Source organism: Cupriavidus sp. GW821-FHT02F09, assembly GCF_059421605.1.
On record NZ_JBWKVH010000002.1, the window covers coordinates 50384 to 75125 of the forward strand.

General features: G+C 63.8%; 18 protein-coding genes. 12 read left to right on the top strand and 6 right to left on the bottom strand.

The window, feature by feature from the left end; translation table 11 throughout:
• Positions 1-35: 35 nt before the first annotated feature.
• From AC07XB_RS03020 to AC07XB_RS03035, 4 genes are read right to left on the bottom strand one after another with little or no spacing between them, the layout of a single operon-like run.
• Entirely contained in the window at positions 36-842 is an 807-nt protein-coding gene (locus AC07XB_RS03020; RefSeq protein ID WP_492808469.1) for an ABC transporter ATP-binding protein, read from the bottom strand.
• A complete protein-coding gene (locus tag AC07XB_RS03025; protein ID WP_492387163.1) occupies positions 839-1924 on the bottom strand; it encodes a FecCD family ABC transporter permease in 1086 nt (361 codons plus the stop codon). Before AC07XB_RS03025 ends, AC07XB_RS03020 begins: the two co-directional genes overlap by 4 nt.
• A gap of 2 nt (positions 1925-1926) precedes the next feature.
• Positions 1927-2865, bottom strand: coding sequence for a FecCD family ABC transporter permease (locus tag AC07XB_RS03030; RefSeq protein WP_492372527.1), 939 nt, complete (start codon positions 2863-2865; stop codon positions 1927-1929).
• 59 nt (positions 2866-2924) lie between these two features.
• A complete protein-coding gene (locus tag AC07XB_RS03035; RefSeq protein WP_492372526.1) occupies positions 2925-3881 on the bottom strand; it encodes an ABC transporter substrate-binding protein in 957 nt (318 codons plus the stop codon).
• A 322-nt stretch (positions 3882-4203) separates the two neighbouring features.
• On the opposite strand from AC07XB_RS03035, the gene AC07XB_RS03040 reads away from it, so the two are divergent.
• The 8 genes from AC07XB_RS03040 (at position 4204) to AC07XB_RS03075 (ending at position 16101) form a co-directional block, all read left to right on the top strand.
• Complete coding sequence (locus AC07XB_RS03040) at positions 4204-5934, top strand: ABC transporter ATP-binding protein (protein ID WP_492372525.1); 1731 nt, start codon at positions 4204-4206, stop codon at positions 5932-5934.
• Position 5935: 1 nt separating this feature from the next.
• Positions 5936-7768: an ABC transporter ATP-binding protein gene (locus tag AC07XB_RS03045; RefSeq protein WP_492826263.1), complete on the top strand. Its 1833-nt coding sequence runs from the start codon at positions 5936-5938 to the stop codon at positions 7766-7768.
• The gene (locus AC07XB_RS03050) at positions 7765-8493 is read left to right on the top strand and encodes a 4'-phosphopantetheinyl transferase family protein (RefSeq protein WP_492826265.1); all 729 of its coding nucleotides are present in this window, start codon (positions 7765-7767) and stop codon (positions 8491-8493) included. Before AC07XB_RS03045 ends, AC07XB_RS03050 begins: the two co-directional genes overlap by 4 nt.
• A 215-nt stretch (positions 8494-8708) precedes the next feature.
• Complete coding sequence (locus tag AC07XB_RS03055) at positions 8709-10757, top strand: TonB-dependent receptor (protein ID WP_492826267.1); 2049 nt, start codon at positions 8709-8711, stop codon at positions 10755-10757.
• Positions 10758-10778: 21 nt separating this feature from the next.
• Entirely contained in the window at positions 10779-11615 is an 837-nt protein-coding gene (locus tag AC07XB_RS03060; RefSeq protein WP_492826269.1) for a thioesterase II family protein, read from the top strand.
• A 13-nt stretch (positions 11616-11628) separates the two neighbouring features.
• A complete protein-coding gene (locus AC07XB_RS03065; RefSeq protein WP_492372520.1) occupies positions 11629-12969 on the top strand; it encodes a hypothetical protein in 1341 nt (446 codons plus the stop codon).
• A gap of 64 nt (positions 12970-13033) precedes the next feature.
• Positions 13034-14185, top strand: a complete 1152-nt coding sequence (locus AC07XB_RS03070; RefSeq protein ID WP_492826271.1) for a saccharopine dehydrogenase NADP-binding domain-containing protein — start codon at positions 13034-13036, stop codon at positions 14183-14185.
• Entirely contained in the window at positions 14182-16101 is a 1920-nt protein-coding gene (locus tag AC07XB_RS03075; RefSeq protein WP_492826273.1) for a saccharopine dehydrogenase NADP-binding domain-containing protein, read from the top strand. Before AC07XB_RS03070 ends, AC07XB_RS03075 begins: the two co-directional genes overlap by 4 nt.
• A 67-nt stretch (positions 16102-16168) precedes the next feature.
• Here AC07XB_RS03075 and AC07XB_RS03080 read toward each other — a convergent pair whose 3' ends face one another.
• Together AC07XB_RS03080 and AC07XB_RS03085 are read right to left on the bottom strand one after the other, a co-directional pair.
• Entirely contained in the window at positions 16169-17029 is an 861-nt protein-coding gene (locus AC07XB_RS03080) for a helix-turn-helix transcriptional regulator (protein ID WP_492808484.1), read from the bottom strand.
• A gap of 231 nt (positions 17030-17260) precedes the next feature.
• Positions 17261-18220, bottom strand: a complete 960-nt coding sequence (locus tag AC07XB_RS03085) for an alpha/beta hydrolase (RefSeq protein ID WP_492372516.1) — start codon at positions 18218-18220, stop codon at positions 17261-17263.
• Positions 18221-18528: 308 nt separating this feature from the next.
• Between AC07XB_RS03085 and AC07XB_RS03090 the strand changes: the two genes are divergently transcribed.
• The 4 genes from AC07XB_RS03090 (at position 18529) to AC07XB_RS03105 (ending at position 24678) form a co-directional block, all read left to right on the top strand.
• Positions 18529-19437 (top strand): helix-turn-helix transcriptional regulator, encoded by a 909-nt coding sequence (locus AC07XB_RS03090; RefSeq protein WP_492826497.1) that lies wholly within the window; start codon positions 18529-18531, stop codon positions 19435-19437.
• Positions 19438-19538: 101 nt separating this feature from the next.
• The gene (locus AC07XB_RS03095) at positions 19539-21647 is read left to right on the top strand and encodes a TonB-dependent receptor domain-containing protein (RefSeq protein ID WP_492826275.1); all 2109 of its coding nucleotides are present in this window, start codon (positions 19539-19541) and stop codon (positions 21645-21647) included.
• 215 nt (positions 21648-21862) lie between these two features.
• Positions 21863-23050, top strand: coding sequence for an isochorismate synthase (locus AC07XB_RS03100; protein ID WP_492372514.1), 1188 nt, complete (start codon positions 21863-21865; stop codon positions 23048-23050).
• Entirely contained in the window at positions 23050-24678 is a 1629-nt protein-coding gene (locus tag AC07XB_RS03105) for a (2,3-dihydroxybenzoyl)adenylate synthase (protein ID WP_492826499.1), read from the top strand. Before AC07XB_RS03100 ends, AC07XB_RS03105 begins: the two co-directional genes overlap by 1 nt.
• Positions 24679-24742 lie beyond the last annotated feature (64 nt).

Genomic DNA, 24742 nt, shown 5'->3' on the forward strand with positions numbered 1-24742 from the left:
GAAATGCGTGATGGAAGGAAAACTGCGCCGCGACGCTAAGCCCCTGCCGGCACGCGCGCGGCGGAATGCGCCGGCAGGCAATAGGGATAGATTTCGTCGCCATCCTGGCGCCGCACGATTTCGACCTCGATGCCGAACAATTGGCGCACCAGCTCGGGCGACACCATCGCGTCCGGCGCACCGTCGGCGACAAGGCGGCCGGCCTGCATCGCCAGCAGGCGATCTGCGAACTGACTGGCTTGGTTCAGGTCGTGCAAGACCATGACAATGGTCAGGCCGTAGGCGCGATTGAGCGCGCGCAACAGGCTCAGTATTTCGATCTGATGGCCGATGTCCAGAAACGTGGTCGGCTCGTCCAGGAGCAGCCAGGCGGATTGCTGCGCCAGCGCCATGGCGATCCAAGCGCGCTGACGTTCTCCGCCGGATAGTGTCCGGATATCGCGCTCACGCAAGCGACGTAGGCCGGTGGCCTCGAGCGCCCAATCCAGTGCTGTCTGATCGTCCCGCGACCAGCCGCCGAGCAAGCCATGATGTGGATAGCGACCATATCGCACCAGTTGCTGCAAGGACAACCCGTCCGGCGCGGAGGGCGACTGCGGCAGTGTTGCCATGGCCCGCGCCAGCGCTGCGGCCGGCCAGGCGGACAACGCCCGCCCGTCCAGTGAGACCTGCCCTGCCTGCGGCGCAAGCATCCCGGCCAGACCGCGCAGCAGCGTGGATTTGCCGCAGCCATTGGGCCCGATCAGACAGGTGATCCGGCCCGGCTCCAACGTCAGCGAAGTGGGCCGCACCACCACGTGCCGGCCATAGCCCAATTGCAATGCCGTGGCTTGCAGAATCATGGACACCTCCCACTCTGTCGCTGCAACAGTGTCAAGAACACCGGCACGCCGATCAAGGTGGTGAGCGCGCCGGCCGGCAGCTCCAGCGGCGCAAACAAGACGCGCCCCATCAGGTCGGCCGCGAGCATCAGGCCGGCCCCGCACACGGCACTGGCCGGTGCGAGGAAGCGCAGTTCGCCACCGACCAACTGCCGCGCTAAATGCGGCACCACCAGGCCGACAAAGCCTACCGGCCCGGCTACCGCCACCGCGCTGGCGGCGAATACAACCGCCACAAGCACCGCCGCCAGCCGCCAGCGGCGCACCGCCAAGCCTAGCGACCTTGCCATGTCGTCGTCAAAGCGCAGCACGGCCAGCGGCCGCAGCACCACGACCACGCCCAGCACGCCGACGCCCAGCCAGGGCAACAGCACCGCGATATGTTCGACATCGCGCCCATAAAGGCTGCCGCTCAGCCACAGCAGGGTGATTTCCGTGCGCCCGCCGCCCCAGCCCACCACCACCCACATCACCGCCGCGTTCAACATGGCGCCCAACGCCACCCCGTACAAAGCCATGCGTAGTGGATGAAGCCGGTGGCGCCAGCTCAAACCCAGCAATAACAGCGCGGTCGACACCGCGCCGGCTATGGCGACAAAGGGCAGCATGCCGATGGACAATTCGAAATGCGCCTGGGCGCTTGCCACCAGCTTCAAGGCATCCAGCCACAAAATGAAACCCACCACGAACAGGCTGGCGCCGGCCGAGACGCCCATCACGCCCGGGTCGGCCAGCGGATTGCGGATCACGGTCTGCAACAACAACCCGGACAATGCAAACTGCGCACCCACCATCAGCGCCAGCAAGCTGCGCGGCAAACGCAAGCGCCAGACCAAGTGGTGGGCCAGCGGCGCCTCAGCAGCCGGCCGGGTCAGGCCGGCCCAAATTTGCTCGATGGGCAGGGCCACTGAACCAAAAGCGAGCGCCGCCAGCAACAGCGCCGTCAGTCCCAATAGCAGCGCCGCCATCAACGGCCAGAAGGGGTAGCGGCCAGCCGACCAGGCTGGTGGCCGAGACAAAGCCTTTACGCGGATCTCCGTCATCGTCAACGCACCCGTCGACCGATCAGATACAGAAACAGCGGCCCGCCCAGCACCACCATCAGAATGCCGACTGGTATGTCCTGCCTCGTTGCCACGACATCGGCCGACGCCAGCAACGCCGCGCCGACCAGCGCGGCCAATGGCAACAGCACCCGGTGGTCGCTGGCTGCATGGCCGACCGAGAGGCGCACGATATGCGGCACCATCAGGCCGATGAAGCCGATCGGCCCGGCCACGGCCACACTGGCCGCCGTCAGGATTACCGCCGCCAGTCCGGCCAGCACGCGCCAAGTCAACACCTTGACGCCCAATGCCTGGCAGACGGCGTCATCCAGCATCAGGACATTGAGAGGCCGGGAAAACAGCAAGCCCAGCACCAGACCCAGCGCCACCCAGGGAAACAGCTGCGCCAGATGCGCGGAGGTGCGGTCCGCCAAGCCGCCGATCAACCAGAAATACAGGCCATTGGCTTCATTGGCCGCCACCACCAGAACCACCATGATCGCCGCCGAGCAAAGGATCGCCACGCTCATGCCTGCCAAGGTCAACTGGATCGGATCGAGCCGAGCGCGCCAGGCGATCAGCATAGTCATGAGCGCCGCCAGCAGGCCACCGCCGATGCCCGCCAGCACCATGCCCGCCACCGACAGCGGCAGCCATATGGTGGCAACAACGATAGTCAATGCGGCGCCAGCGCTGACGCCGAGCAGATCCGGCGAGGCCAGCGGATTACGCGTGACTGACTGCGCGATCGCGCCGGCCATCCCAAGCGCCGCGCCGACCAGAATGCCGGCCAGCAGGCGTGGCAAGCGCAACTCCCACAACACGAAGCCAGCGGCAGAGTCGTCCGGCCGCCACAACAACGCAGCCAATTGCGGCAGCGACACGACGGCGTCGCCGTGGGTCAACGACAGCACGGCAGCGCCGACGGTCAGCGCCACCGCCGTTGCCGCCATCAACGCGACTCTGGCGAGGCCCTCCGAAAATACAGCCATCCCGCTCAATCCCTGAAGCTCAGCGGCCGCGCCCGAGCCGCATCCGGAATGTCTTGCACCGGGGGAAAGACGCCTGGATACAACAAGTGCGCCATTTCCCGCAGCACCATGTCGCGCGCCAGCGGACCGTGTACCTCGGCATATTGATTGCCAACGCGATACGCCTGCCTTCGCTGCACCGCCCGCAAGCGCGGCCAGACCGGATGGGCGCGGATCGGCGCATCGCCGGCCTGGAATGAGAAGATAAAATCCGGATTGAGCCGCAGCAGTTGCTCCATGCTGATCGCCTTGCCATGTGGGTTCATCTGCCGTGGATGCGGACTCGGCCCCAGCGCGTTGCGGACCTTCAGCGCCCGCATCAGCGTGGCGGTCATATGGTGATCGTAGTGTGCCCACAGGGTATCCGCCCAGTGCCAGATGAAGATGGCGGACGCCCCACCAGGAGCGCGCCGTCCGACTTCGCTCAGCCGCTGCGCGAAGTCGGCGTTCAAGCGGCGCCCCTGCTCGGCGAAGCCGGCCGCCGTTGCGGCCGAGGCGATGGCATAACGGGACTGCTCGTAGGTCACAAGGTCATAGGCCAGGAAGCCGCCGATCTCCTCGAACTGCTTTTCGAACATCTCCGTGTAGGTGCGAATGCCGATGGTCAGATCCGGCGCCAGTTGCGCCAGCATTTCCATATTGGTCTCGTTGGCTGTGCCCAGATCGACCGCCTTGGCGACATGGCGGCCAAGAAAGGCCGGCTTCTGATTGCCCATTGAGGACACGCCCACTACATCGCGGCCCAAGGCGCCCATCAGGTCGGCACCGAAGGCCGAGACCGAGGCTACCCTCGCCGGCTGCTTGACGATAGTTACGGCCTTGCCGCGGCCGTCCTGCACGCGCACAGGAAACGTGTCGGCCAGCACCGGCCCGACAGCCAGCAGCGCGACCAACAGCGCAGCACATTGCAGCATTCGCTTCATCGACGACGTCCTTCTCTCAGCGTAAGGAAGGTCATCCTAGTCGTCGCGGCCGTCGGTCGGCTACCCGAAAGCGGAGCGAATCCCCCGAAAACACAGTTGCGCGGCCGGACAAATCGACGTGCGGATGCAACAAATATTCCTGATCCGGCCATTAGCACTACCGTTGCGGGGAGCGGGCCTGTAGCGGCTGGCCCAGAGTGGTCGGCATCAATCCTGCAAGCCCATCAGGCCTGCCTGCGCCTATCGCGAGAACCCAAAGATGCCGACCTCCGCCGCTCTCCTCCGCCGGTTACTTTGCCTGGCGAGCACGGAAAAGAAACGATTGCTCGCCGCCCTGCCGCTCACGGTGGCCGCTGCGGCCCTGGAGCTACTACCCTACTGGATACTGTACCGCGCCATCGCACTGACGCTGCTGGCCGACGACGCACTTGCGGCCAGCGCGCTGTACCAGTTGGCTGCCTGGCTGGCGCTGGCGCTGCTCGGCAAATATCTGTGCTACACCGCCGCCTACGCCCTCAGCCACCAAGCCGCCTACCAGTTGCTAGCCTACCTGCGGCAGCAACTGGCGCGGCGCCTGTCGTGGTTGCCGCTGCGCGACTTGCAGAGCTTTCGCTCTGGCGAGCTCAAGCGCATTCTGCTGCAGGACGTCGAACAACTGGAATCCTTCATTGCCCACCATACGGTGGAACTGCTGGCCGCCCTGGTCACTCCGCTGTGCGTCGCGCTGCTGCTGTTCTGGACCGACTGGCGGCTAGCGCTGGCCACCCTGGCCACGGTGCCGCTAGCGGCGCTGGCCTCGGCGCTGCCGCTGCGCCGGATGAACGCACACTTCGAGCGCTACACCCGTGCCGAAGCAGCGCTCAATGCCACCCTGGTCGAATATGTGCGCAATATGCCGGTAATGAAGGCCTTTAATCAGGACGTCACGCGCTTCGAGCAGCTGCGTCAACAGTTGCACGACTATTACGCCTTGATCCGCGAGGTGACCCACAAAACCGTACCCGGCTGGTCGCTGTTTACGGTCCTGTTGAGCGCCAGTGCTTTTCTGATTCTGCCGCTGGGCGCCTGGTTGCACCGAGAGGGTCATATCGATCTGGCCGGCGTGATGCTAGCGATGATGCTCGGCGCCGGCATGCTCAAGCCGCTGCTCAAGCTGACCCAGTTTTTCTCGGACTTCCAAGCGGCGCGAACCAGCCTGGGGCGCATCCTGCCGCTGCTGGACGCGGCAACCGCGGCCCCCGGGCCCGAGCAGGCGCTGCCGGCGCCGCTGAACGTCGAACTGCGCGCCGTGTCCTGCGCCTATGGCACGCGCCAGGTGCTGCACACGGTCGACCTGCAGTTGCCGGCGGGTAGCGTCACGGCGCTGGTCGGCCCCTCGGGCGCCGGCAAATCCACGCTGGTGCATTTGCTGGGCGGACTTCTGCAGCCGTCGCAGGGCACGATCACGCTCAATGGCATCGCGCTCGACACGCTGTCCGATGCGCAGCGCTGCCTCTTGATCGGTGTCGCCACCCAGGAGGCCTTTCTGTTCCAGGGCACCTTGCTGGAAAACCTGCGCCTGGCGCGCACCGACGCCAGCGACGAGGAAGTGCGGCAGGCAGCGCGGGTCGCCCAAGCCGACGCCTTCATCCAGGCGCTGCCAAGCGGCTACGATACAGAGTTGGGCGAACGCGGTCTGACGCTGTCCGGCGGCGAACGCCAACGTCTCGCCGTCGCCCGCGCGCTACTGGCCGCCACCCCCATCCTGCTGCTGGACGAAGCCACCGCCTTTGCCGACAACCTGACCGAGCACCGTTTCTACCAGGCCTTGCGCCAAACCTATCCTGACAAGACCATTCTCATCGTCGCCCACCGCATGCACGCTGTGGCGCAGGCCGATCAAATCGTGGTGCTGGCGGACGGCCGGGTCCAGGACTGCGGCCGCCACCAGGTGCTCTTGCACCGCAATCTGCTGTACCGCGGCATGTGGCGGCGCCATCTGGATAGCGAAGACTGGCGGCTGCTCCCGCAAGATGCCGGCAACCTGGCCGCGCCGGCCACGGCGGGAGGCTGAGATGCACGACCCCAACTCCTCCACCCGCCAGTCCGAGCCCGGCCTGTTGCGCATGCTGCAGCGAGTCGTTGCGCTCAGTGGCGCCTCGCCGCGCACCTTCTATCTCGGTCTTGGCTTGCGCGGGCTGGAACGCGCGCTGGCGCTGACGCCGTTCCTGATCGGCTACGCCTGGTTCCGCGACGCCGTCGCCGGCGGCGCGCCCACGGCGCAGCCGGCCAGCATCGGCGCGCTGGCCCTGGCGTTGCTGCTGGCGCTCGCCGCGCAATGTTTGTGCGGCTACGTCGGCCAGTTATGCTGCTTTCTGGGCGCTTACCGGCTAATGGGTGGCTATCGCGAGCATGTGCTCGCCACCGTACAGCGCCTGCCCTTGCACACCCTGCGGCAGCAGCGCGCCGGGCAATTGGCGGAAGTGCTGTCGGCTGACATCAAGAACGTGGAAAGCATCTTCACCCACGTCACCGCCGATCTGGTCACGGCATTCGTCGTGCCCCTGCTCGGTCTGGCGGCGCTGGCCTGGCTGGACTGGCGCCTGGCCACTTGCCTGCTGCTGGCGCTGCCCTTGGCGCTGTGGCTGCTCAATGCCGCGCGCGCGCTGTTCCTGCGCGCCGGACGGCTCAAACAGGAGCAATTCCGCGAAGCGTCCGGGCTGCTGGTCGAGTACGTCACCGGCATCGTCACCTTGCGGCTGTTCAATCAGTTCCGCCCGTGGCTCGCCCGGCTCGACCGCCATTTCGAACGCATGCGCCAGAGCAGCATTGACGCCGAGGCCTGGGGCGCAGGCCCAGTCCAGCTCTATCGCCTCTGCCTGGAGTGCGGACTGGTGGCGCTCCTGCTGACCGGCGGTTACCTGGCCGGTGCCAGCGCGTTGCCGACGCTGCACTGGTTCCTGTCCCTCGTCGTCGCCTACAAGCTACTGGACCCGCTGCTCGATGCTGCCGTCTACTTGACCGTGCTGCGCATCGCTGCGCAAAGCGAAGCCCGCATCCAGGCCGTGCTCGAACAGCCGCCGCTGCCGCAGGCCGTGCCCGACCACACAACGCCGCTGGCCTTGCCGGCGGGCTATGACATTACCTTCGATGCAGTCGAGTTCGCCTACCAAGATGCCCAGCCGGCCAGGGCGTCGCGTTGGCACTTGCAAACCCTTTCGTTTCATGTGCCCGAGCGTAGCTTCACCGCAATCGTCGGCCCGTCCGGCGCGGGAAAAAGCTCACTGGCCCACCTGATCGCGCGTTTCTTCGATCCGCAACAAGGCCGCATCCTGCTCGGTGGCGTCGATCTGCGCCAACTCGACAGTGCGGCGCTTTACCGGCGCATCGGCATGGTGTTCCAGGACGTACAGTTGTTCGACGGCAGCCTTCTTGACAATGTACGCATCGGCCGCACCGACGCCAGCGACGAGGCGGTCATCGAGGCCTGCCGGCAAGCCTATTGCGAGGAATTCGCGCAGGCCCTGCCCGAGGGCTATCACACCCGCATCGGCGAAGGCGGGCAACGGCTCTCCGGCGGCGAGCGCCAGCGCCTGTCGATCGCGCGCGCCTTGCTGCGTGATGCCCCCGTCCTGCTGCTGGACGAAGCCACCGCCTCGGTGGACGCCGAAGCCCAGCACCGGATCCAGCAGGCGCTGTCGCGGCTGGCTCGGGGCAGGACAGTGATCATGATCGCCCACCGCCTCAACACCATACGCCACGCCGACCAGATCCTCGTGCTGGACCAAGGCCGGCTGGTCGAGTCCGGCTGCCACGACGCCCTGCTCGCCAAGCAGGGACTCTATGCGCGGCTCTGGCACGGCCAGCATGCCGAAGAGATCGACGCCGAGGTTGAGGATGCGCGTTGAGCGCCGCGGTGCACGCTGAGCCGCCCGCCGGCTTTCTGCAAGCCGATAGCGGCTTCGACGCTTTCGGGCCGGCCCACGTCGCTTTGCGCGCCACCCATTACGAGCTGCGGGCCTTTAGCGACGCGCTGTACCGCCATTACGGCATCGAGCAGCCGCCGGGTATCCGACGCGCCGTCGCAAAACGGCGTGCCGAATTCCTAGCCGGCCGCCTGTGCGTCGCCGACGCCATGGCCGCTCTCGGCGTGAATCCCGCGCCAGTGGCAATCGGCGCGCAGCGCGCGCCGGCATGGCCGCATGGGCTGGTCGGTTCGATCAGCCATGCCGAAGGCCTGGCCCTGGCTGCGGTTGCTCGCAACGATCAAGTCCATGCGCTCGGCATCGACTGCGAACGCTTGCTGTGCGCCGCTACGGTGGCCGAGGTGAGCGCCAGCGTGCTGCGCGCGGAAGAGAGGCGCTGGGCGGCAACGTTGGCGCCGTGCGCTCGGCAGCGGTTCGTCACCTTGGTGTTCTCAGCCAAGGAAAGCCTCTTCAAAGCACTCTATCCCAGCGTCAATGCCTATTTCGACTGCCAGGACGCCGAAGTCTTCGCCGTGGACGCAGACCGTTTCCAGGTCCGGCTAGCGCGCACCTTGAACGCAGGCTGGCGCCAAGGCCAGTGCTTCACCGGGCGTTATCGCACATGCGGCCAGCATATGACCACGCTGCTGGTGGTGAGCGCGGTCTGAAGCCGACAACGCGCACAGCGACAAAAACTCCCGATAGGAGCACTGACACGACGGTTTCGGGGAGTTCGCCCCAGGCCGTCGCTGCGACATTATGGGAATGATTCTTGTTTCTCATCATCTCAAAGCATGACCGCATGCCTATGACCAAGCCTACGTCAGCGCATCACGGCACAATGCCAGCCACCCGTAGCGCGCTGCAGCCGACCCTGATTGCCGTGGCGCTGGCCATCCTGCCGTCACTGGCATGGGCGCAGGCCAGCGTAGATCCCGTCACGCTGCCCGCCATCGAAATCACTGCCGAAAAGCGGAGCGCCAGAGCCCAGGACGTAGCCGTCAGCCTGTCGGTCAAAACCAGTGCCGACCTGGAAGATGCCGAGATCCGCTCCCTCGCCGAACTCTCAAGCCTGGTTCCGAATCTGAACCTCTTTTCCTGGGGCGGCCGGCGCGACACCAACGTCTTCATCCGCGGCATCGGCCCGGGACTGTTTACTGAACCCACGGTCGGCTTCTATGTCGATGGCGTCAACTACCTCGGCAACGGCTTGTTCGACCTCGACCTGCTTGACATCGAACGCATTGAAGTGTTGCGCGGCCCGCAGGGCACGCTCTATGGCGGTAACTCACTGGCCGGCGTAATCAACATCGTCACCCGTCCTCCTGCGGACACGCCGCAAGGCAAGTTGTCGGTGCAAGCCGACGATCGCGCCACGCGCGGCGTCAAAGGCGTGCTTGACGTGCCGCTGATCGCAGACACCTTGGCGTGGAACCTGGCCTTCGCCGGCACCGAGGGCGACGGCTACGTCAAGAGCGGCATCACCGGCAAGAAGCTCAACGCGCGCGAAGACTACTCGCTACGCTCCAAATTGCGCTGGACGGCAAGCCCTCGCCTGACGTTGAACTGGAGCCTGGACGCGGAGAGTTTCTCCGGCGGCTCCTATACCTACGGTCCGCTGGAGGATATGAAACGGGACCGCTACACCTCGACCACCGTCTTGAGCGGCAATGACCAGCGCGAGTCACTCGGCAGTACGCTGCATATCCGCTGGGCGGGTGATGATGTCGACCTCACCTCGGTGACCAGCTGGCGCGACTGGCGCTCCAACAACCGAATCGACCAGTTGAGTGCGTCCTACGGCTTCTACGACAGTCATAGCCGAGACACGCTGACGCAACTCACCCAGGAACTGCGCCTAGCCTCCAAGGGCGAACCGACATTGGGTTGGCTGGCCGGCCTATACGCTTATGACACCACGACCCGCTCCCGCTCGGTCAGCAACGCCGACTATACCGGCGTGGTGCTGGGCGGCCCGATCACTGACCGCTATGCCTACAACAAAGACAGTTTCGGCTACGCCCTGTTCGGGCAGATCAACTACCGGCTGACGGACACGCTCACCCTTAGCGGTGGCTTGCGCATGGATGACGAAACCCGCAAGCTTGACGCGCAAGTCAACCGCCAGAGCATGGGCACCGACTACCCACTGCAGGGGCGCCTGTCGTTCCGGAAGTGGCTACCCAAAGCCACGCTGTCGTATGCCCCCGCGAAGAACACACTGTGGTATGGCACTGTTGCCAAAGGCTACCGCGCGGGCGGCTTCGACACCTTGTACCTGGATCGTGAGCGTCCAACGTTCCGGCCCGAAGAGAGCACCAGCTACGAATTGGGCTACAAGGCTTCCTGGTTCGAACAGCGCGCCGAATTCAGCGCCGCGCTATTTCAGACCGACCTGAAAGACCAGCAAGTGCAGCGCATCATCCCCGGTGCCACCGCCTTCAATGTCGTCACCGACAATGCAGGCCGCGGCCGCAGCCGTGGGCTGGAAGCCGAAATCCGCGCGCTTCCCGCACGCGGCTGGATGCTCAGTGCAGGCGCCGCCTATACGCAGACGCGCTTTTTGCAGTACCAGTTCGACCAGGCCACCGACTATGCCGGCAATCGTTTCCCTTTCGCGCCGCAGTTCAGCGCCAACCTGGCGCTGCAGCACCGACGCCCGCTGAACGACGCCTTATACGTGCTGGCCCGGGTCGATCTGCAATACAAGGGCAAGCATTATTTCAACGCCGCCAACACCCTCAAACAGGACGCCTATACGTTGGTCAACCTCAAGCTCGGCGTTGAAGCACAAAGGTGGGATGCCTATCTCTGGGTGAAGAACCTGACCAACCGCTTTTACGCCACCGTGATCTCGCAGCAGGGACTGGTGCCGCTGGCCGAGATCGGCAGCCCTCGCACTATTGGCGCCACATTGACACTGCGCTACTGACGCGCCAAAACAGGGTTCCCCATGTTGAATCACGTTCACTCAGCTACCGTCACGCAACGCGCCGGCACGCCGGCCGCGCCCCTTACAGCGTGGTTGCGCTGTTGGCTACCACGCCCCCAGGCCCGGGTGCGCCTGCTCTGCCTGCCCCACGCCGGCGGCTCAGCCAGCTTCTTCCGCCCATGGAGCCTGGCATTGCCGGCGTGGATCGAAATGTCGGCTATCCAGTATCCGGGCCGCGAAGACCGCATCAACGAGGAACCCGCGCGTGACCTGCCAGCATTGGCCGCGCAGATCGCCCAGCAATTGCAGGCCGCGCCGCGATGGCTGGACCGGCCTTATCTGCTATTTGGCCACAGCATGGGCGCAGCGCTGGCATACGAGCTGAGCTTGGCCCTATGGCGCGCCGGCTGCCAGCTGCCGGGTCACCTGCTGCTATCGGCTAGTGAAGCGCCCAGCCGCCGACGGCCAAGCCGATTGCACGCCGGCCCGGATGCAGCGCTAATCCAGGAGGTGCTGCGACTAGGCGGCACCCGAGCCGCGGCGGGGTCCTCTCCCGAATTGGTCGCGCTGATCCTGCCAGCGTTGCGCGGGGATTACCAGGCCATCGAAACCTATGCGCCGCGCCCGGACCGCCCATGTCTGACGACGCCGATTACTGCACTAGTCGGTGACAGCGATACGGAACTGTTTCCTTGCGACGCCCAGGCTTGGGCCGAGGAGACCACTGGCGCCTTCACGCTGCGGCGTCTTCCTGGCGGCCATTTCTACCTGGTCCCGCAGCAAGCAGCGGTGCTCGCCACTGTGCTTGAGGCCGGTGTGTCGGTACCACAATCCGCGCCGTGGCCGAGCACACCTTAACTGGCCCGCCCGCATGCCCGCCGACATCGCCCTCTCCCGTCTGGACGCCTCGATGGCACGCTGCGGCGTGACCTTCGTCTGCGGCTACCGTTTCCACGGCGCCATTGACGCGGAGCGACTACATCAGAGCATCGCCGGCGTCCTTAGCCAAGTGTCCCGACTAGCGCGCTCGATCTGCAGCGATGCGCGCGGACGCGGACACTGGCAAGCGGCGCCAGCCGCCAGCGAGTACTTCTGGACCATGATGGTCTCCGACCTGGATGCCGGTTATCGCCAAGTATTCCGCGATGTCTTCGCCTTGAAGTCGCAGCGCCGCTGCGCCCCGATGTTCTTCATTCTGATGCGTACCGCGTTGTCGCCAGACGAGTTCATGATTCTCCAGTGCGGCGATCACAGCCATTGTGATGGCGGCAGTGTCGCGCTGCTCTTCAACCAGGTGATCCGCTACTACAATGCGCTATGCGCCGGGGATAGCCCGGTGATCGAAGGCATACAAGCTAGCCTGCGTCGATTGACCTCGCCTGCCCCCGACGCTATCTACGCCTTCGGTCGCGGCAAGACTTTGATCCGGCTTGGCCATGTCCGGCATCTCGCCAATCTCTGCCGGCTTGCCGCCTATCGCACGACAGACGCTGGCCAGTATGCCACCCCCTATCCAGCGATGGCCGGCCAGCTGGCACGGCACTCTCCGCAGATGGCGCAATGCGCGAGCGTAAGCTTCGATCTCTCCCGACTGATGCGCCAATGCCAGGGACAAGACCCTGACCTCACGCCTAACAGTTTGGTCTGTGCGTTGATTGCCAAGGCCTTGTATGAGCTGAACCACGGCTCGCGCAAGATCGCGCACACCGACACGATCAGTCTGCGAATCTTGATGGATATCCTGCCGCCCGCGCTGCGCCAATGCTGCATCGGCAATTACATCGCCTATCTGCCAGTAACGGTCGCCGGCGGACAAGCGCTGCACCAGATCGGACGGCAGATCCAGAACCTGCTGCTTGCCTGGCAAGCCATGGGCGCCCATCTCAGCCTGTACAAGATGCTTGAATTCGCCCTCGCCCGTGGCTTGGCCGGCGGTTTCAACGATACGACCTCGTGCACCCTGTCCAACTTTTCCAATTACCAACTGGACCGGCATCCAAACTGCCTTGCCGGCGCGCAGTGCCGCGACTATGTGGCGAGCGCCAACAGCAACCCCAAGGACCTGATCGGCGCACGGCTAAACAACCGGCCGGTCCTGTCCTTCCGCTTGTCGCCCGCCCATCGCCTGCAGCTCGGGTTTTTTCATACGCTGGGAGATCCCGGACTGAATCGGCAGGTCGCTGATCAGATAGATCGCATCATTCAACGCTAAACGCCGCAGCCGACGGCAGCGTGCTTGTTTCCGTTCTTTCTAAATATTCAAATGACCAGCACTCATGACAACAGCAAACATAAACTCTGCCCAACGCATTGTCATCATGGGCGGCAACGGGCGGGTCGGGCGCGAAACAGCACGTTATCTGCTCAAGCATACCCACCACGCTCTGGTCCTGGCGTCGCGACAGGGCGCTCCCGCAGATGACACCAGCTCGCTGCCGGTCTCGTCCCGGCTTTCCTGGATCCGGCTGGACGCGTTTGACCGCGAGGCGCTCAAAGCCATTTTGTGCGATGCCGCGCTGGTCGTCTCCTGCGTCGGCCCGTCCGGCCTGATTGGCGACCGCATCGCCAGCGTCTGCCGGGAAGTGGCGACTCCCTTGATCGACGCCGGGGGCTACGACCCCCTGCTCCAGGCCCTGGAGGCTGCCGAACCGTCGCCGGTTCCGCTGATCATCAGCGTCGGCCTGCTACCGGGGCTGTCGGGATTATTCCCCAAATACCTGATCGAGCGCAGCGCGCTTGGGCGCAGCCCGCTCAGCCTGCGCACCTACTGCATCGGCCGCGATGCATGGAGTTACAACTCGGCCTGGGACATCATTCATGGCCTCGGCGACTTCGGCCAGCGACGCGGTTTCCCCGAAATTCGCAATGGCAACCATCAACGGCTGCCATTGCACCGGGCTAGCCATCGAACCTGCTTCCCCAAGCCGGCGGGCCGGGTCACCACCCTGCTAATGCCGGCCGAGGAGCTAGCACGCTTGGCGCGTCAGCTGAACATCCCGCAGGCGCGCGCCTACGGCAGCAATATCGGGCCGCGCGCGGCCATGGTCTGCCTGCTGGCCAAGCTGTTCGCGCTCTATCGCCGCCATGAAACCATCGCGTGCGCCGCGAAATGGCTGGTCCGCGCCGCGCGGCAGGATATGCGGCATTTGCCGCCGGTATACGGCCTCAAAGCGGAAGTGCGCTACGAAGACGGCGAAAGCGCTAACGCGACGCTGATGATCTCTGACACCTACCGGGCCACTGGTGCCACCATCGCGATTGCCGCGCGCTGCTTGCTGGAAGGCCCCGCCATTCCCCCCGGCGTGTATCTATTGCATGAGGCCATGGACTGCCAGCGCTTCGTTGCGCTGTTGCAGGTCGAAGGGCTGATCGTCATCGATGGCTTGACGCAATCCGTAAGCCCCGTCAGGCAGGAGTCTGCGACATGAAGCCATTCTCGAACTTGCCGCCAGCCCGCATTGTCGTCATCGGCGGCAATGGCGAAACCGGTCGCCGCATCTTGCGCATGCTGCGCGCCCGGCACCCGACGCTAATCCTGACCAGCGCCTCGCGCCGCGCCGCCATTGGGGACCACCTTCCCCCTGACGTGCGGCACATCGCTATCGACATGCGCGACTCTGATAGTGCCATCGCAGTGCTACGCCAGTTCGATCTGGCCATCCTCGCTCTCGGCCCCATGAACGCGTTCGCCGCCACACCGCATGCGCTATGCCTGCAAGCGGGCATAGATTGCATTGACATCAACGACAACCTGGACGCCGCAGACGCGATCCTGGCCTTGGACAGCGAAGCAAGTCGCGCCGGCCGACGCATTCTCACGGGCATGGGGCTAGCACCCGGGCTATCGACACTATTGCTGATGCAGTTGGCGCGGGAACTGGCTTCGCCCAGCGGCACCTACCGCAGCCGCTTTTACGCCGGCGCGGCCTATGGCGGCGGCGAGTCCAGCCCCCATGCGATCCTGGACAGCTTCCGCTCCCAGCGCACCTGCTTGACACAGGGCCAGCGCTGCCAGGAAAGCACACCACGCCGCGATGCTCGGCATCAGTTCCATTTTCCCGGACAGCGCGAAGCGCTGCCCTTGATCCCCTACTCGAGCCCGGAAATCGCCGGGTTGGCCAGCGCGCGCGGCAGGACCGGCTGCGCCGCCATCGCCACGCTAGACGCGCGTTACCACATCCAGTTTCTGTCACCGGGCATGGCCAGCCTGTTCGCACGCCTCGACCGCGGGCGCGGTATGCGCCAGCGACTGGCACGCCTGTTCTACAGCAACGGACAGTCGATCAAACGACGCAAGAACGCCGACCCGGACTGCAGCCTATGGGTGTACCCCGACGACCGGCCGCAGGATGGCCTGTTAGTGCACGGCGGCATTTCGTCCTACGATTTCACCGCCGCGATGGCTTGCGCTGCCGTCGAAACGATGCTCGACCGCGCGCTCGATGTCCAAGCCGGGGCGCATGCGGTCGAACATTTGCCAGACACGGCGCATGCGGCGCTGAGCGCCGCGCTGCGCAGCCACGGCGTCACCTATCGGCGGGCCAGTGATCTCCAGTACCAACGCGATCCCTTGCATTTCGGCTGGTGCCAGATCGTCGCCGACAAGGGGGAAGATTGGCCGCACTATGCACAGTGCTGGTATGACATAGCCCTCCATCCGCGCATGAGCGCGTTGCAAACCCGCTACCTCACCGAGTCGGCATTGTGGCGTCAGCTCAAGGCCAGCCTGTCGCCGCTGGGCCTTGCCCGCTTCGTGGCTCGGGTGATGCTCCACTGGCGCCGCCATTACATCGCCCTGGCACCAATGCGCAAGCGGCACGCCACGCAAGCTGGGCATTGGGCACGCATTACGCGCGATATCAGCATGTTCACCGCCGGCTATAGCCAGGCTCGCGCGCTGCTGGGCCAGGAACAGGCGTTCACCCTGTACCGGCGCATGTTTCTCGACACTGGGCGCATGGAAATGCGCTGGCTCTGGCCAATGCCGGAAGTGGTCGCGGAAAGCGCGTCGCCAGAGGTCGGCATCCGGGCGTACTGGCAAGCTTTCGCCGAACGCTGTCGAGAACTCGGCCTGCTGTCTGGCAACAGCACCGCCCAAGGCTACGACGTCGCGTACTGCGCTTATGCAGACATGTTCGGCCAACTTGAGTGCCCCGAACTCGGCAATCTGGTCAGAGAGATGGAGTGCGAGGCGTTGACGTACATGGCATCGGCGTCGCGGGTGCGCATAGACTGGCGCCAGGAAGAGTACGGACGGGCCAGCATCCGCATCGAAACGGCCTCGCTTGCCGATACCGAAGCACGTGGGCGCACGACGGGCGAGGAAGCGTGTCCGCCGCCATGAACTGACCGTCACGCAACGCGCTGCTAAGGCACGAAGGGGGTGGAAATGCTGGTGACCGTTTGCCAACCTAGGCGTTGCGCACGGCGCTGGGCAACATACCGAAATGTTTGCGAAAAGCCGAACTGAAATGACTGACGTTGCTGTACCCCAGCATCATCGCCGTTTCCGTGACATTGTGCTTGCGCAAAAACTGCCTCGCTTGCCGCATACGCTCCGCCTGGAAACAGGCATAGATGCTACTAGCGAACAGACTCCTAAAGCCCTGTTTCAACTTGAATTGATTCAGTCCCACCTTGCGGGAGATTTCGGCGATGGTGGGCGGCGCACTGAGATCGTGCAAGAGATAGTCCCTCGCCTCCAGCAGTCTGCGGCGCTCCCGCAGGCAGATATCGCCATGCCCGCAGTCTGCGTGAAATGCCTGCAGATGCCAATAAAGAAATTCGAGCGAGGCGGAGGACAGCAAGAGCTTGGCATCGCGGGCCTGTTGAAAACAGTGGACCAGTTGTCCCGCCGCCGCGCTCACACGATGGCAGCCACGGCGGCTACGTGTAAAGAAGCGGTCGACGGTGATGTCGTCCACCAACGGACCGTCGCCACCGGCCAACTCCATGAGCAACTCGAAATCAACCATCAGTTCGACATCAAGCAAACTGCAGCAATGCGCTATGTCAAATCGTTCACCATTCGCGAACCCCACGTTCAAGTCGCCAGGCGACATCGCGATGGTCTGGCCCCTCACCTTGGCCTCGAACCGCCCTTGCATCAAGTAATTGAAGTGAATGTAGTCGCTCTGGTGTTGATAGGAAACCGCCTTCACAGGTTCGGACTGGCGGCTAGACGAAACGAGGTTGATGATCAGGCCGCGCTGCAACTCGACACACTCGGCCTTGATATCGAGTAGATCAATCTCCTGCTGCTCGCGATTCATGGTCTCACCCTTCCATTCAGATTGCTCCACATATGACATTGATGACGATCATCGCCCCGCTAATCCAACTGGAGACTCGACAAGCGCAGCAATACCCTCGCGCAAACGGTTCCACAGTCCAATATAATTGCTAATGCTTCTCATTACAATGCATATTCAATCCACTCGCTTCCGCCCTATCAGCTGCCTTCTCGTTTCCAACGAATGGATGCGAGGCCCGGAGCTGGGTGCTCATGCCGGCGCCCCAGCTAGTGGAGGGGCGCAGGCTATGCTGACGGCCAAGGCAGCGCTGGGGAGAACCAGGCTGCCGTGGTCCTCGCCCTCAAGCAAACGGAACTCGGCCCGCAATCCCTGCACGCCCTGCAGGCTCTGCGTGAGGGCGCGGGCAGAGCCGACCTGCTTGCGCGCCTGCTGGCGGCGCGCGCGTTCCGGATCCGCGTTCGGCACGCCTTCTTCGAGGCTGCCTGCCGTGATCAGCAAGCCGACGGGTGGCTCAAGCGGCGACGCCTGCCGCACGAAGTGGTCCCGGAATGGCAGGATGGCGCGATCGCCCCACCAGATCGACGGGCTGGCCGCAACGTAGTTCTGAAACATGCGGCTGCGGGTGAACAACGCGTACAAGGTCAGCAATCCGCCATAGGAATGGCCGAACAGAATCTGCCGTTGTGGGTCGATGGGAAGCTGCCGCGCCAGCCACGGCTGCACGTCATGCTCGATAAAGGCCAGGAAGCGATCTGCGCCGCTGCGGCTCGCTCCGGGCGTCGGGCCCGGCATCGCGGCCAGAGTGTAATCGTCGGTGCGCCCCTGCATGTCGTAAGGCCCGTCCGTCGCATATCCCAGCCCGACCACTACCGGTGTACTAGCCCGCGCTCCATCGGGGCGCGCCGCGCGGTTGCGCGCCAACTGCGCGAGCAGGGGAAACGACGCGTTACCGTCCAGCGCGTACAGGACGGGATATCCCTGCTGCGGCGCCGGCTCCGGCGGCAATGCGACGAAAATGCGCCGGCGTTGCCCGGCGATCGTCACGTCGAGCTGCCGGCTCGCAGGGACCTGAACGGGCGGCGAAGCGGCGAGGCTCGGCAAGTCACGGGACGAGGCGCCGGATCTCATGGCCGTGAGGCAGCCGGAGAGCGCGCCGCCCAGGCCCGCCAACAGCAGCGTGCGGCGCGTGATGGTTGCGGATATCGGCATGTCAAAGCCCGAGGCTCGTCCAGTATTCGCCCTGCAGCGCGACCGCGCAGAGCCGCAACAAAAATTTGCTTGTCTTTCTCACGCCGACTCCGATAATGCTAATGATTCTCATTTCATTTTATCCTGGAAAGGATGTGTGTTGTGGCGCCGTTTGTTTGGCAAAGCAACGAAATGGTTTGCGCTGCCCCGCCGGATAAGCAGTCGGCGCCGCCAAGCTCAAAGGGGTAGGCAGCATGGATGCGCGCGAAGACCGTCTTCTTGATCCCGGCAAGCCAGGATTGGCTACACACATCGCCAAGATCCGTGAGATGCGACCGGGCCTGCGCATGCACGCCGATGACGCGACGGACGAATTCAATGGCACCGTCTCCGGATGCTGCGCCCCCGGCCTGCACCTGGTGGTGCTGCTCGAGGGAAATCTGGACCTGTCGTATGGCAATCGGCGCGTGGTACTGACGACCGCCTGCCCACGCAACGCACACGAGCTATCCCAGCGGCCACCGGGCTACGCGAAGGCGTTCCTGATGAACGCCATCGAACCCGAAACCTTCAGCCGTCGATTCAGCAAAGGAACCTATGCGCGACGACTTAGTGCCGTCATCTCCGGCGAATGGCTGCAGCACCTCCAAGAGGCCAGTTGCGCAGCGATGCCCGCGCGCTTGCGCTCTCTGCTGTCTTCTCACCTGCTGGCGCAGCCCTGGCAGCCTACGCCACGCGCGATAGCCTTGGCCGAGCAGATCGTCCGACCGCCAGCCTTTGAACCGATCTTGCAGGCGATTTACCTGGAAAGCCGCATGCTGGACCTGCTGGCAGAGGCATTGGCACCGCCGCGGGGCAGCCAGAGCATCATCCACAATATCGCGCAGCCAAATGCGACAGGCCTTAGCTCAAGAGGGTATTGCCGCATGGCGGAGCTGCGGGCATTCCTTAGCGGCGCGGCAGCCAACCAGCTTTCGCTCGAGGATATGGCGCGCCAAATGGGCATGAACGCCAACACCATGCAGCGGCAATTCCGTACCGCCTACGGCACGACCATATTCGACTTTTTGCGCGAGAACTCCCTGCAGCGAGCCCGGCTGGCGCTGGAGCGCGACGCCCTCAGCATCAAGCAAGCTGCAGCACTAGCCGGCTATACCAGCCCTGCAAATTTCGCAACTGCCTACAAACGGCGCTTCGGGGTGACACCGAAACTTGCCCGGCGCAGCGGTCAGCGCTGAAGACAGTCGCGCAAACAAGTTCGTTTCTTGCACAAACACTTCACATGCCTTCAACGCAGATAATGAAAACGCGAATGACTCTCATTACCTAAATTGAAACCATGTCACATTCCTTACCCTGTTTTGTCCTCAAGTCCGCAGTGGCTGCCGGCGTCCTGGGGGCATCCGGTGCCTGGGCGCAGATACAGCCGGCGAAGCCATCAGATGGCGAGGTAACGCTGGAGGCCGTGGTCGTGACTGCCAGCCAGCGCGAGCAGGCCATCAAGGAGGCGCCGGCCAGCATTTCCGTGATCACGCGCAAGGACATCGAGGCCAGACCATACAACTCGCTGGCCGACATCCTGCGCTCCGTGGAAGGCGTCAGCGTGGTGGGCGCCGGGCCGAACGACCAAGACATCTCGATCCGCGGAATGCCAGGCGAATACACGCTGATACTGGTGGACGGCAAACGTCAGAATACCCGGGAGACGATGAATCGGAGCACGGCTGGCGTTCAAGGCAATCTGCTACCTCCGTTGAGCGCGATCGAGCGCATCGAGGTGGTGCGGGGCCCGATGTCGTCGTTGTACGGCGCGGATGCGATGGGTGGCGTGATCAACGTCATCACGCGCAAGGTCCCCGAGAAATGGGGCGGCACGGTCACCGTCGGCGGCGTGTTGCAGCAGGAGAAAAACCAGGGCGACACCCGGAGCGTCGATTTCTGGGTCGGCGGCCCGATCAAGAAGGATGTGGTCGGCTTGCAGGTGTCGGGCAAGGCGTTGCATCGCGGCGAGGACAATATCTATTACCCGCTCAATGGCACCAGCGGGGCAAATGGTCAACGCGACCTCAGCTTTGACATCAAGCTGGCGGTCAAGCCGGCGCGCAATCAGGATCTCAGCCTGAATGCGGGACGAGAGCAACTGACCTATCTCAGCACGCCTGGACGGAGTATCGCGGTCGCGACACCACGCAATGTGCCGACGACCATCGTTGAGACTCGCCATGCGCGCGAGTACTGGGGCGTCACGCACAATGGGCGATGGGACCTCGGCAACTCCACCTTGTCCCTGTATGGAGAGCGGGGCACGCAGGACCAGTGGACGGCATCGGGCCGGACTCCGGTCAAGCCGGCGATTACCGACACGGTGCTCGAAGGCAAACTTGAGGTGCCATGGGCAGGAGAGCGCAATATCCTGACCGCGGGTGGTCAGCATATCTGGTCCCGGCTGTCCGGCGTGGGAAGGCAGGATGCGGTGCCGAAGGGGCATGCGCCGAATTCGGACAGCATCAAGCGCGATGCCTGGGCCCTGTTCGGCGAGAACGATTATTTCGTCAATAGCAAATTCACGCTGACCACGGGCTTGCGGCTCGACCATGACGATCGGTATGGCAGCCATGTCAGCCCGCGCATCTACGGCGTATACAAACTCAGCCCGACATGGACGATGCGCGGCGGCGTGTCCTCCGGCTTCAAACCCCCTACCCTGCGTCAGAGCACTGCCGGCTATTGCATGACAACCGGCGGCGTGGCGGGCGCTGTCCCCGGCACCTTGTGCGGGAACGCGAACCTCAAGCCCGAAACCAGCCTCACGCAGGAGCTGGGCGTGCGTTACGACCAGGGCAAGAGTCAAGTCAGCCTCACCCTGTTCAACAACCTGTTCAAAAACAAAGTATCCAGTTATGACACGGGGGTCGCTGACCCCAGCTCCCCTGGCCGCAATATCTACGCGTACAACAATATCGACAAAGTCAAACTGTACGGCCTCGAACTTGGCGCCGGCACGCATCTGGCCACGCAATGGAAAATTTCCGGGTCGTACACGATGACCCAATCGCGACGCGAGGGCAAAGCGGAAAGAGCATTCGATGGCAGCTCGCTGAACGGTTACCCTTTGGATAAGACACCAAAACACAAGCTCAATATGCAGGTGGATTGGACACCCCTGCCCCAGCTGAATCTCTATGCCGACATCAACTACATCGGCAGGGAGCAATGGGCAGCATTCCGGAATGGCGCCCGGGGCGTACGCGAAAGACCCTCCACCACCACGTTCGATCTGGGCGGCAGGTATCGCATATCCAAGAATCTCGCACTCAATTTTGGCGTGCTGAACCTGACAAACAAGATGGTACCCGTGGACGACCGTAGTCGCGCCAACGGCTTGAGCGGCAACTGGATGGTGGATCAAGGCCGCCGCTTTGCGCTGAGCCTGACAGCTCAGATGTAAAGAGCTTCAATCGTACTCACGGCGCTACTTCCCATGAGTTCATTAATGATGCGGTCCATTTAGATTGTTCGCATGACGATTGGCTCGTTCGTCATTGCTTGGCCATGGCCAGCACAATGAAAAGCAGCCCATTGCGCATGGCCGGGATAGGTGAAAAGAAACATGGGGACCGGTATGCGAATCCTTCCACGTCAACCTAAGTTGGGGCAGAAAGAATGAATGCAATTCCTCGCGCGGAATCTTCGCTCACGACACAGATCCTCCTGGACCTATACCGACCAGATTCACGTCTTTTTCTCTCCAGCCCCAGTCATACGTTGCTGGCCCAGGATGTCATCGACGAAGTGCCTCATTCGGATGATCCGCTAGGACAGCGTGTACAGCTTGCGCTGAACCGAGCCAGCGACACGGGGCATCCGAACGCGGTGGCGGCCGGCGCGATCCCGTTCGATGTTGGCAAGCGCGCAGCGCTTGGTGTCGTCCGCGCGTTGCTGCGTGCCGGGCCCTTGACCGTTTCGCAGGCGCCGCTGCCCGCAGCCGAACGCTACGCGACGCGTGCAGTTCCCCCGGGCGACGCTTACGCGGCTGGGGTGGCGCAGGCCATAGCGAACATTCACGCCGGATATCTGGACAAGGTCGTGCTGGCGCGGGTGCTGGAATTGTCCGGCGAGCACCCGGTAGATGTGCGCGCATTGCTCACCCGTCTCGCGGCGCGTAATCCCCACGGCTACACCTTCTCGGTGAAGGTCGGCGAAGGACGCACGCTGCTCGGAGCCAGCCCCGAATTGCTGGTCAGCCGCTACCAAGGCGTAGTGCGGGCCAATCCGCTGGCTGGATCTGCCCCCCGCAGCAGCGACCCGCTTGAAGATCGCCGTCGCGCAGAAGCGCTGATGGAGTCCGCTAAGGATCTGGAAGAGCACCGCGTGGTTGTCGATGCGGTGAAGGAGAGCCTGGCTCCGCTGTGCAAGACGCTGAATGTGCCCGGGCGGCCAGCGCTGATGCATACCGAGACGATGTGGCATCTGTCGACTGAAATCGGTGGCACGACACAGGCCGATGCATTGACGCTGGCACTTGCATTGCATCCCACACCCGCGGTGTGCGGCTATCCGCGCAGTGCCGCGCGGGAACTGATTCTGCAAACCGAACCGTTCGATCGCGGCTTTTACGCCGGCATGCTGGGCTGGGTGGACGCGCGCGGCGACGGCGAGTGGATCGTCACCATCCGCTGCGCGGAAGTCGCCGCTAATACCTTGCGTCTGTTTGCCGGAGCTGGCGTGGTGAGGGATTCGCTGCCGGATGGGGAGCTGGCGGAAACGACGGCCAAGTTCCGCACGATGCTCGACGCAATGGGTGTGGCGCATGATGCCGCGAGCGGTGCGGCGACGGAGGTAGCGGCATGATGCAGGCTCATTGCACGCCCTGGCCGGATGCGGTCGCGAATGAGTATCGCAGGAAGGGATATTGGCAAGGTCAGTCCTTTCCACAGTGGTTGGCGCGACTGGCCGAGCAATATGGCACGCGTACCGCGTTGGTGCAGGGCGAGACGCGTTGGACATACCGCCAACTCGCGGATGAGGCACAGCGTCTGGCCGGCGGTTTCGTCACACTGGGGATTCGCCCGCGCGATCGCGTTGTGCTGCAGTTGCCGAATTGCGCTGCGTTCTTCGCCGTTGTCTTCGCGCTGTTCAGAATCGGTGCGCTGCCGGTCTTTGCACTGCCGGCCCACCGCAAGCAGGAGATCGGCTATTTTTGCCGGCATGCCGAAGCGGTGGCCTATATCGCGGCGGACCGTCATGCCGGATTCGACTACCGTGAACTGGCGAAGAGCGTGCAAGCGGAAGCGCCGACGCTCAAGCATGTGCTGATAGCCGGCGATGCAGGAGGTCACATCGCGCTGGACAGCTTGCCTGCACGCGTAGACGAATTGCCCGCGGCTCCCGCCGCCAGCGACGTCGCCCTTCTACAGTTGTCCGGCGGCAGCACCGGCACCCCGAAGCTGATCCCGCGCACGCATGACGACTATCTCTACAGCATTCGCGAAAGCGTGCGCATCTGCGGCCTGACCGAGGACAGCGTCTACCTGTGCGTTTTGCCCGTCGCGCACAACTATGCAATGAGTTCGCCCGGCACACTGGGCACGCTGCATGCGGGCGGTACCGTCGTGTTGAGCGACAGCGGCAACCCTGATGCGGCCTTTCTGTTGATTGCGCGGGAACGGGTGACCATCACCGCGCTGGTGCCGCCACTCGTACCGGTCTGGCTCTCGGCCGCCTGGCAGCGCCGGGATGCGCTGGCCAGTTTGCAGGTGGTGCAGGTCGGAGGCGCCCGGTTCGGCGGCACGCTGGCGCAGCGGCTGGAGATCGGGTTGGGCGCGAAGCTGCAGCAGGTGTTCGGGATGGCCGAAGGACTCGTCAACTATACGCGGCTCGATGACCCTGTTGATGTGGTGGTGCGCTCGCAAGGCCGCCCGATTTCGCCGGACGATGAAATCCGCATCGTGGATGACGAGGATCAGCCCGTCGCGCCGGGCGAGGTGGGGCATCTGCTGACCCGCGGCCCTTACACCATTCGCGGCTATTACAAGGCCGATGCGCATAACGCGCGCGCCTTTACGCCGGTCGGCTTTTACCGCACCGGCGACCGTGTGCGCATGACGGAAGCGGGCTATCTGGTGGTGGAAGGCCGCGCGAAGGATCAGATCAATCGCGGCGGAGAGAAGGTCTCGGCTGAAGAAGTGGAGCACTTTCTGATGGCACATCCCGAGGTCGTCGATGCGGCGCTCGTGCCGATGCCCGACGCCTATCTGGGCGAGAAAAGTTGCGCCTATGTGATCCGCGGCAATCCGGCGCTGCACGCGGCGGGCCTTTTGCGTTTTCTGCGCGCGCAAGGCATTGCCGCCTACAAGATTCCTGACCGGGTCGAGTTCGTCGACGTACTCCCGAAGACGGCCGTCGGAAAGACCGACAAGCAGGCATTGCGCCGGGACATTGCGAATCGGCTGGCTGCCGCTGAGGTGGCGGTCAGATAAATCACGGTGAATGAACAGCTTATAACGCGTCATTCATCGCATCAGGTAAACACTCTTATCGTTG

Excerpts from the sequence above, each read along its gene's own strand:
- AC07XB_RS03100 (WP_492372514.1), top strand. The coding sequence starts at position 21,863 with ATGAATGCAATTCCTCGCGCGGAATCTTCGCTCACGACACAGATCCTC.
- AC07XB_RS03020 (WP_492808469.1), bottom strand. The coding sequence starts at position 842 with ATGATTCTGCAAGCCACGGCATTGCAATTGGGCTATGGCCGGCACGTG.
- AC07XB_RS03045 (WP_492826263.1), top strand. The coding sequence starts at position 5,936 with ATGCACGACCCCAACTCCTCCACCCGCCAGTCCGAGCCCGGCCTGTTG.
- AC07XB_RS03035 (WP_492372526.1), bottom strand. The coding sequence starts at position 3,881 with ATGAAGCGAATGCTGCAATGTGCTGCGCTGTTGGTCGCGCTGCTGGCT.
- AC07XB_RS03070 (WP_492826271.1), top strand. The coding sequence starts at position 13,034 with ATGACAACAGCAAACATAAACTCTGCCCAACGCATTGTCATCATGGGC.
- AC07XB_RS03090 (WP_492826497.1), top strand. The coding sequence starts at position 18,529 with ATGCGACCGGGCCTGCGCATGCACGCCGATGACGCGACGGACGAATTC.
- AC07XB_RS03085 (WP_492372516.1), bottom strand. The coding sequence starts at position 18,220 with ATGCCGATATCCGCAACCATCACGCGCCGCACGCTGCTGTTGGCGGGC.
- AC07XB_RS03060 (WP_492826269.1), top strand. The coding sequence starts at position 10,779 with ATGTTGAATCACGTTCACTCAGCTACCGTCACGCAACGCGCCGGCACG.
- AC07XB_RS03105 (WP_492826499.1), top strand. The coding sequence starts at position 23,050 with ATGCAGGCTCATTGCACGCCCTGGCCGGATGCGGTCGCGAATGAGTAT.
- AC07XB_RS03095 (WP_492826275.1), top strand. The coding sequence starts at position 19,539 with ATGTCACATTCCTTACCCTGTTTTGTCCTCAAGTCCGCAGTGGCTGCC.
- AC07XB_RS03065 (WP_492372520.1), top strand. The coding sequence starts at position 11,629 with ATGCCCGCCGACATCGCCCTCTCCCGTCTGGACGCCTCGATGGCACGC.
- AC07XB_RS03025 (WP_492387163.1), bottom strand. The coding sequence starts at position 1,924 with ATGACGGAGATCCGCGTAAAGGCTTTGTCTCGGCCACCAGCCTGGTCG.
- AC07XB_RS03080 (WP_492808484.1), bottom strand. The coding sequence starts at position 17,029 with ATGAATCGCGAGCAGCAGGAGATTGATCTACTCGATATCAAGGCCGAG.
- AC07XB_RS03075 (WP_492826273.1), top strand. The coding sequence starts at position 14,182 with ATGAAGCCATTCTCGAACTTGCCGCCAGCCCGCATTGTCGTCATCGGC.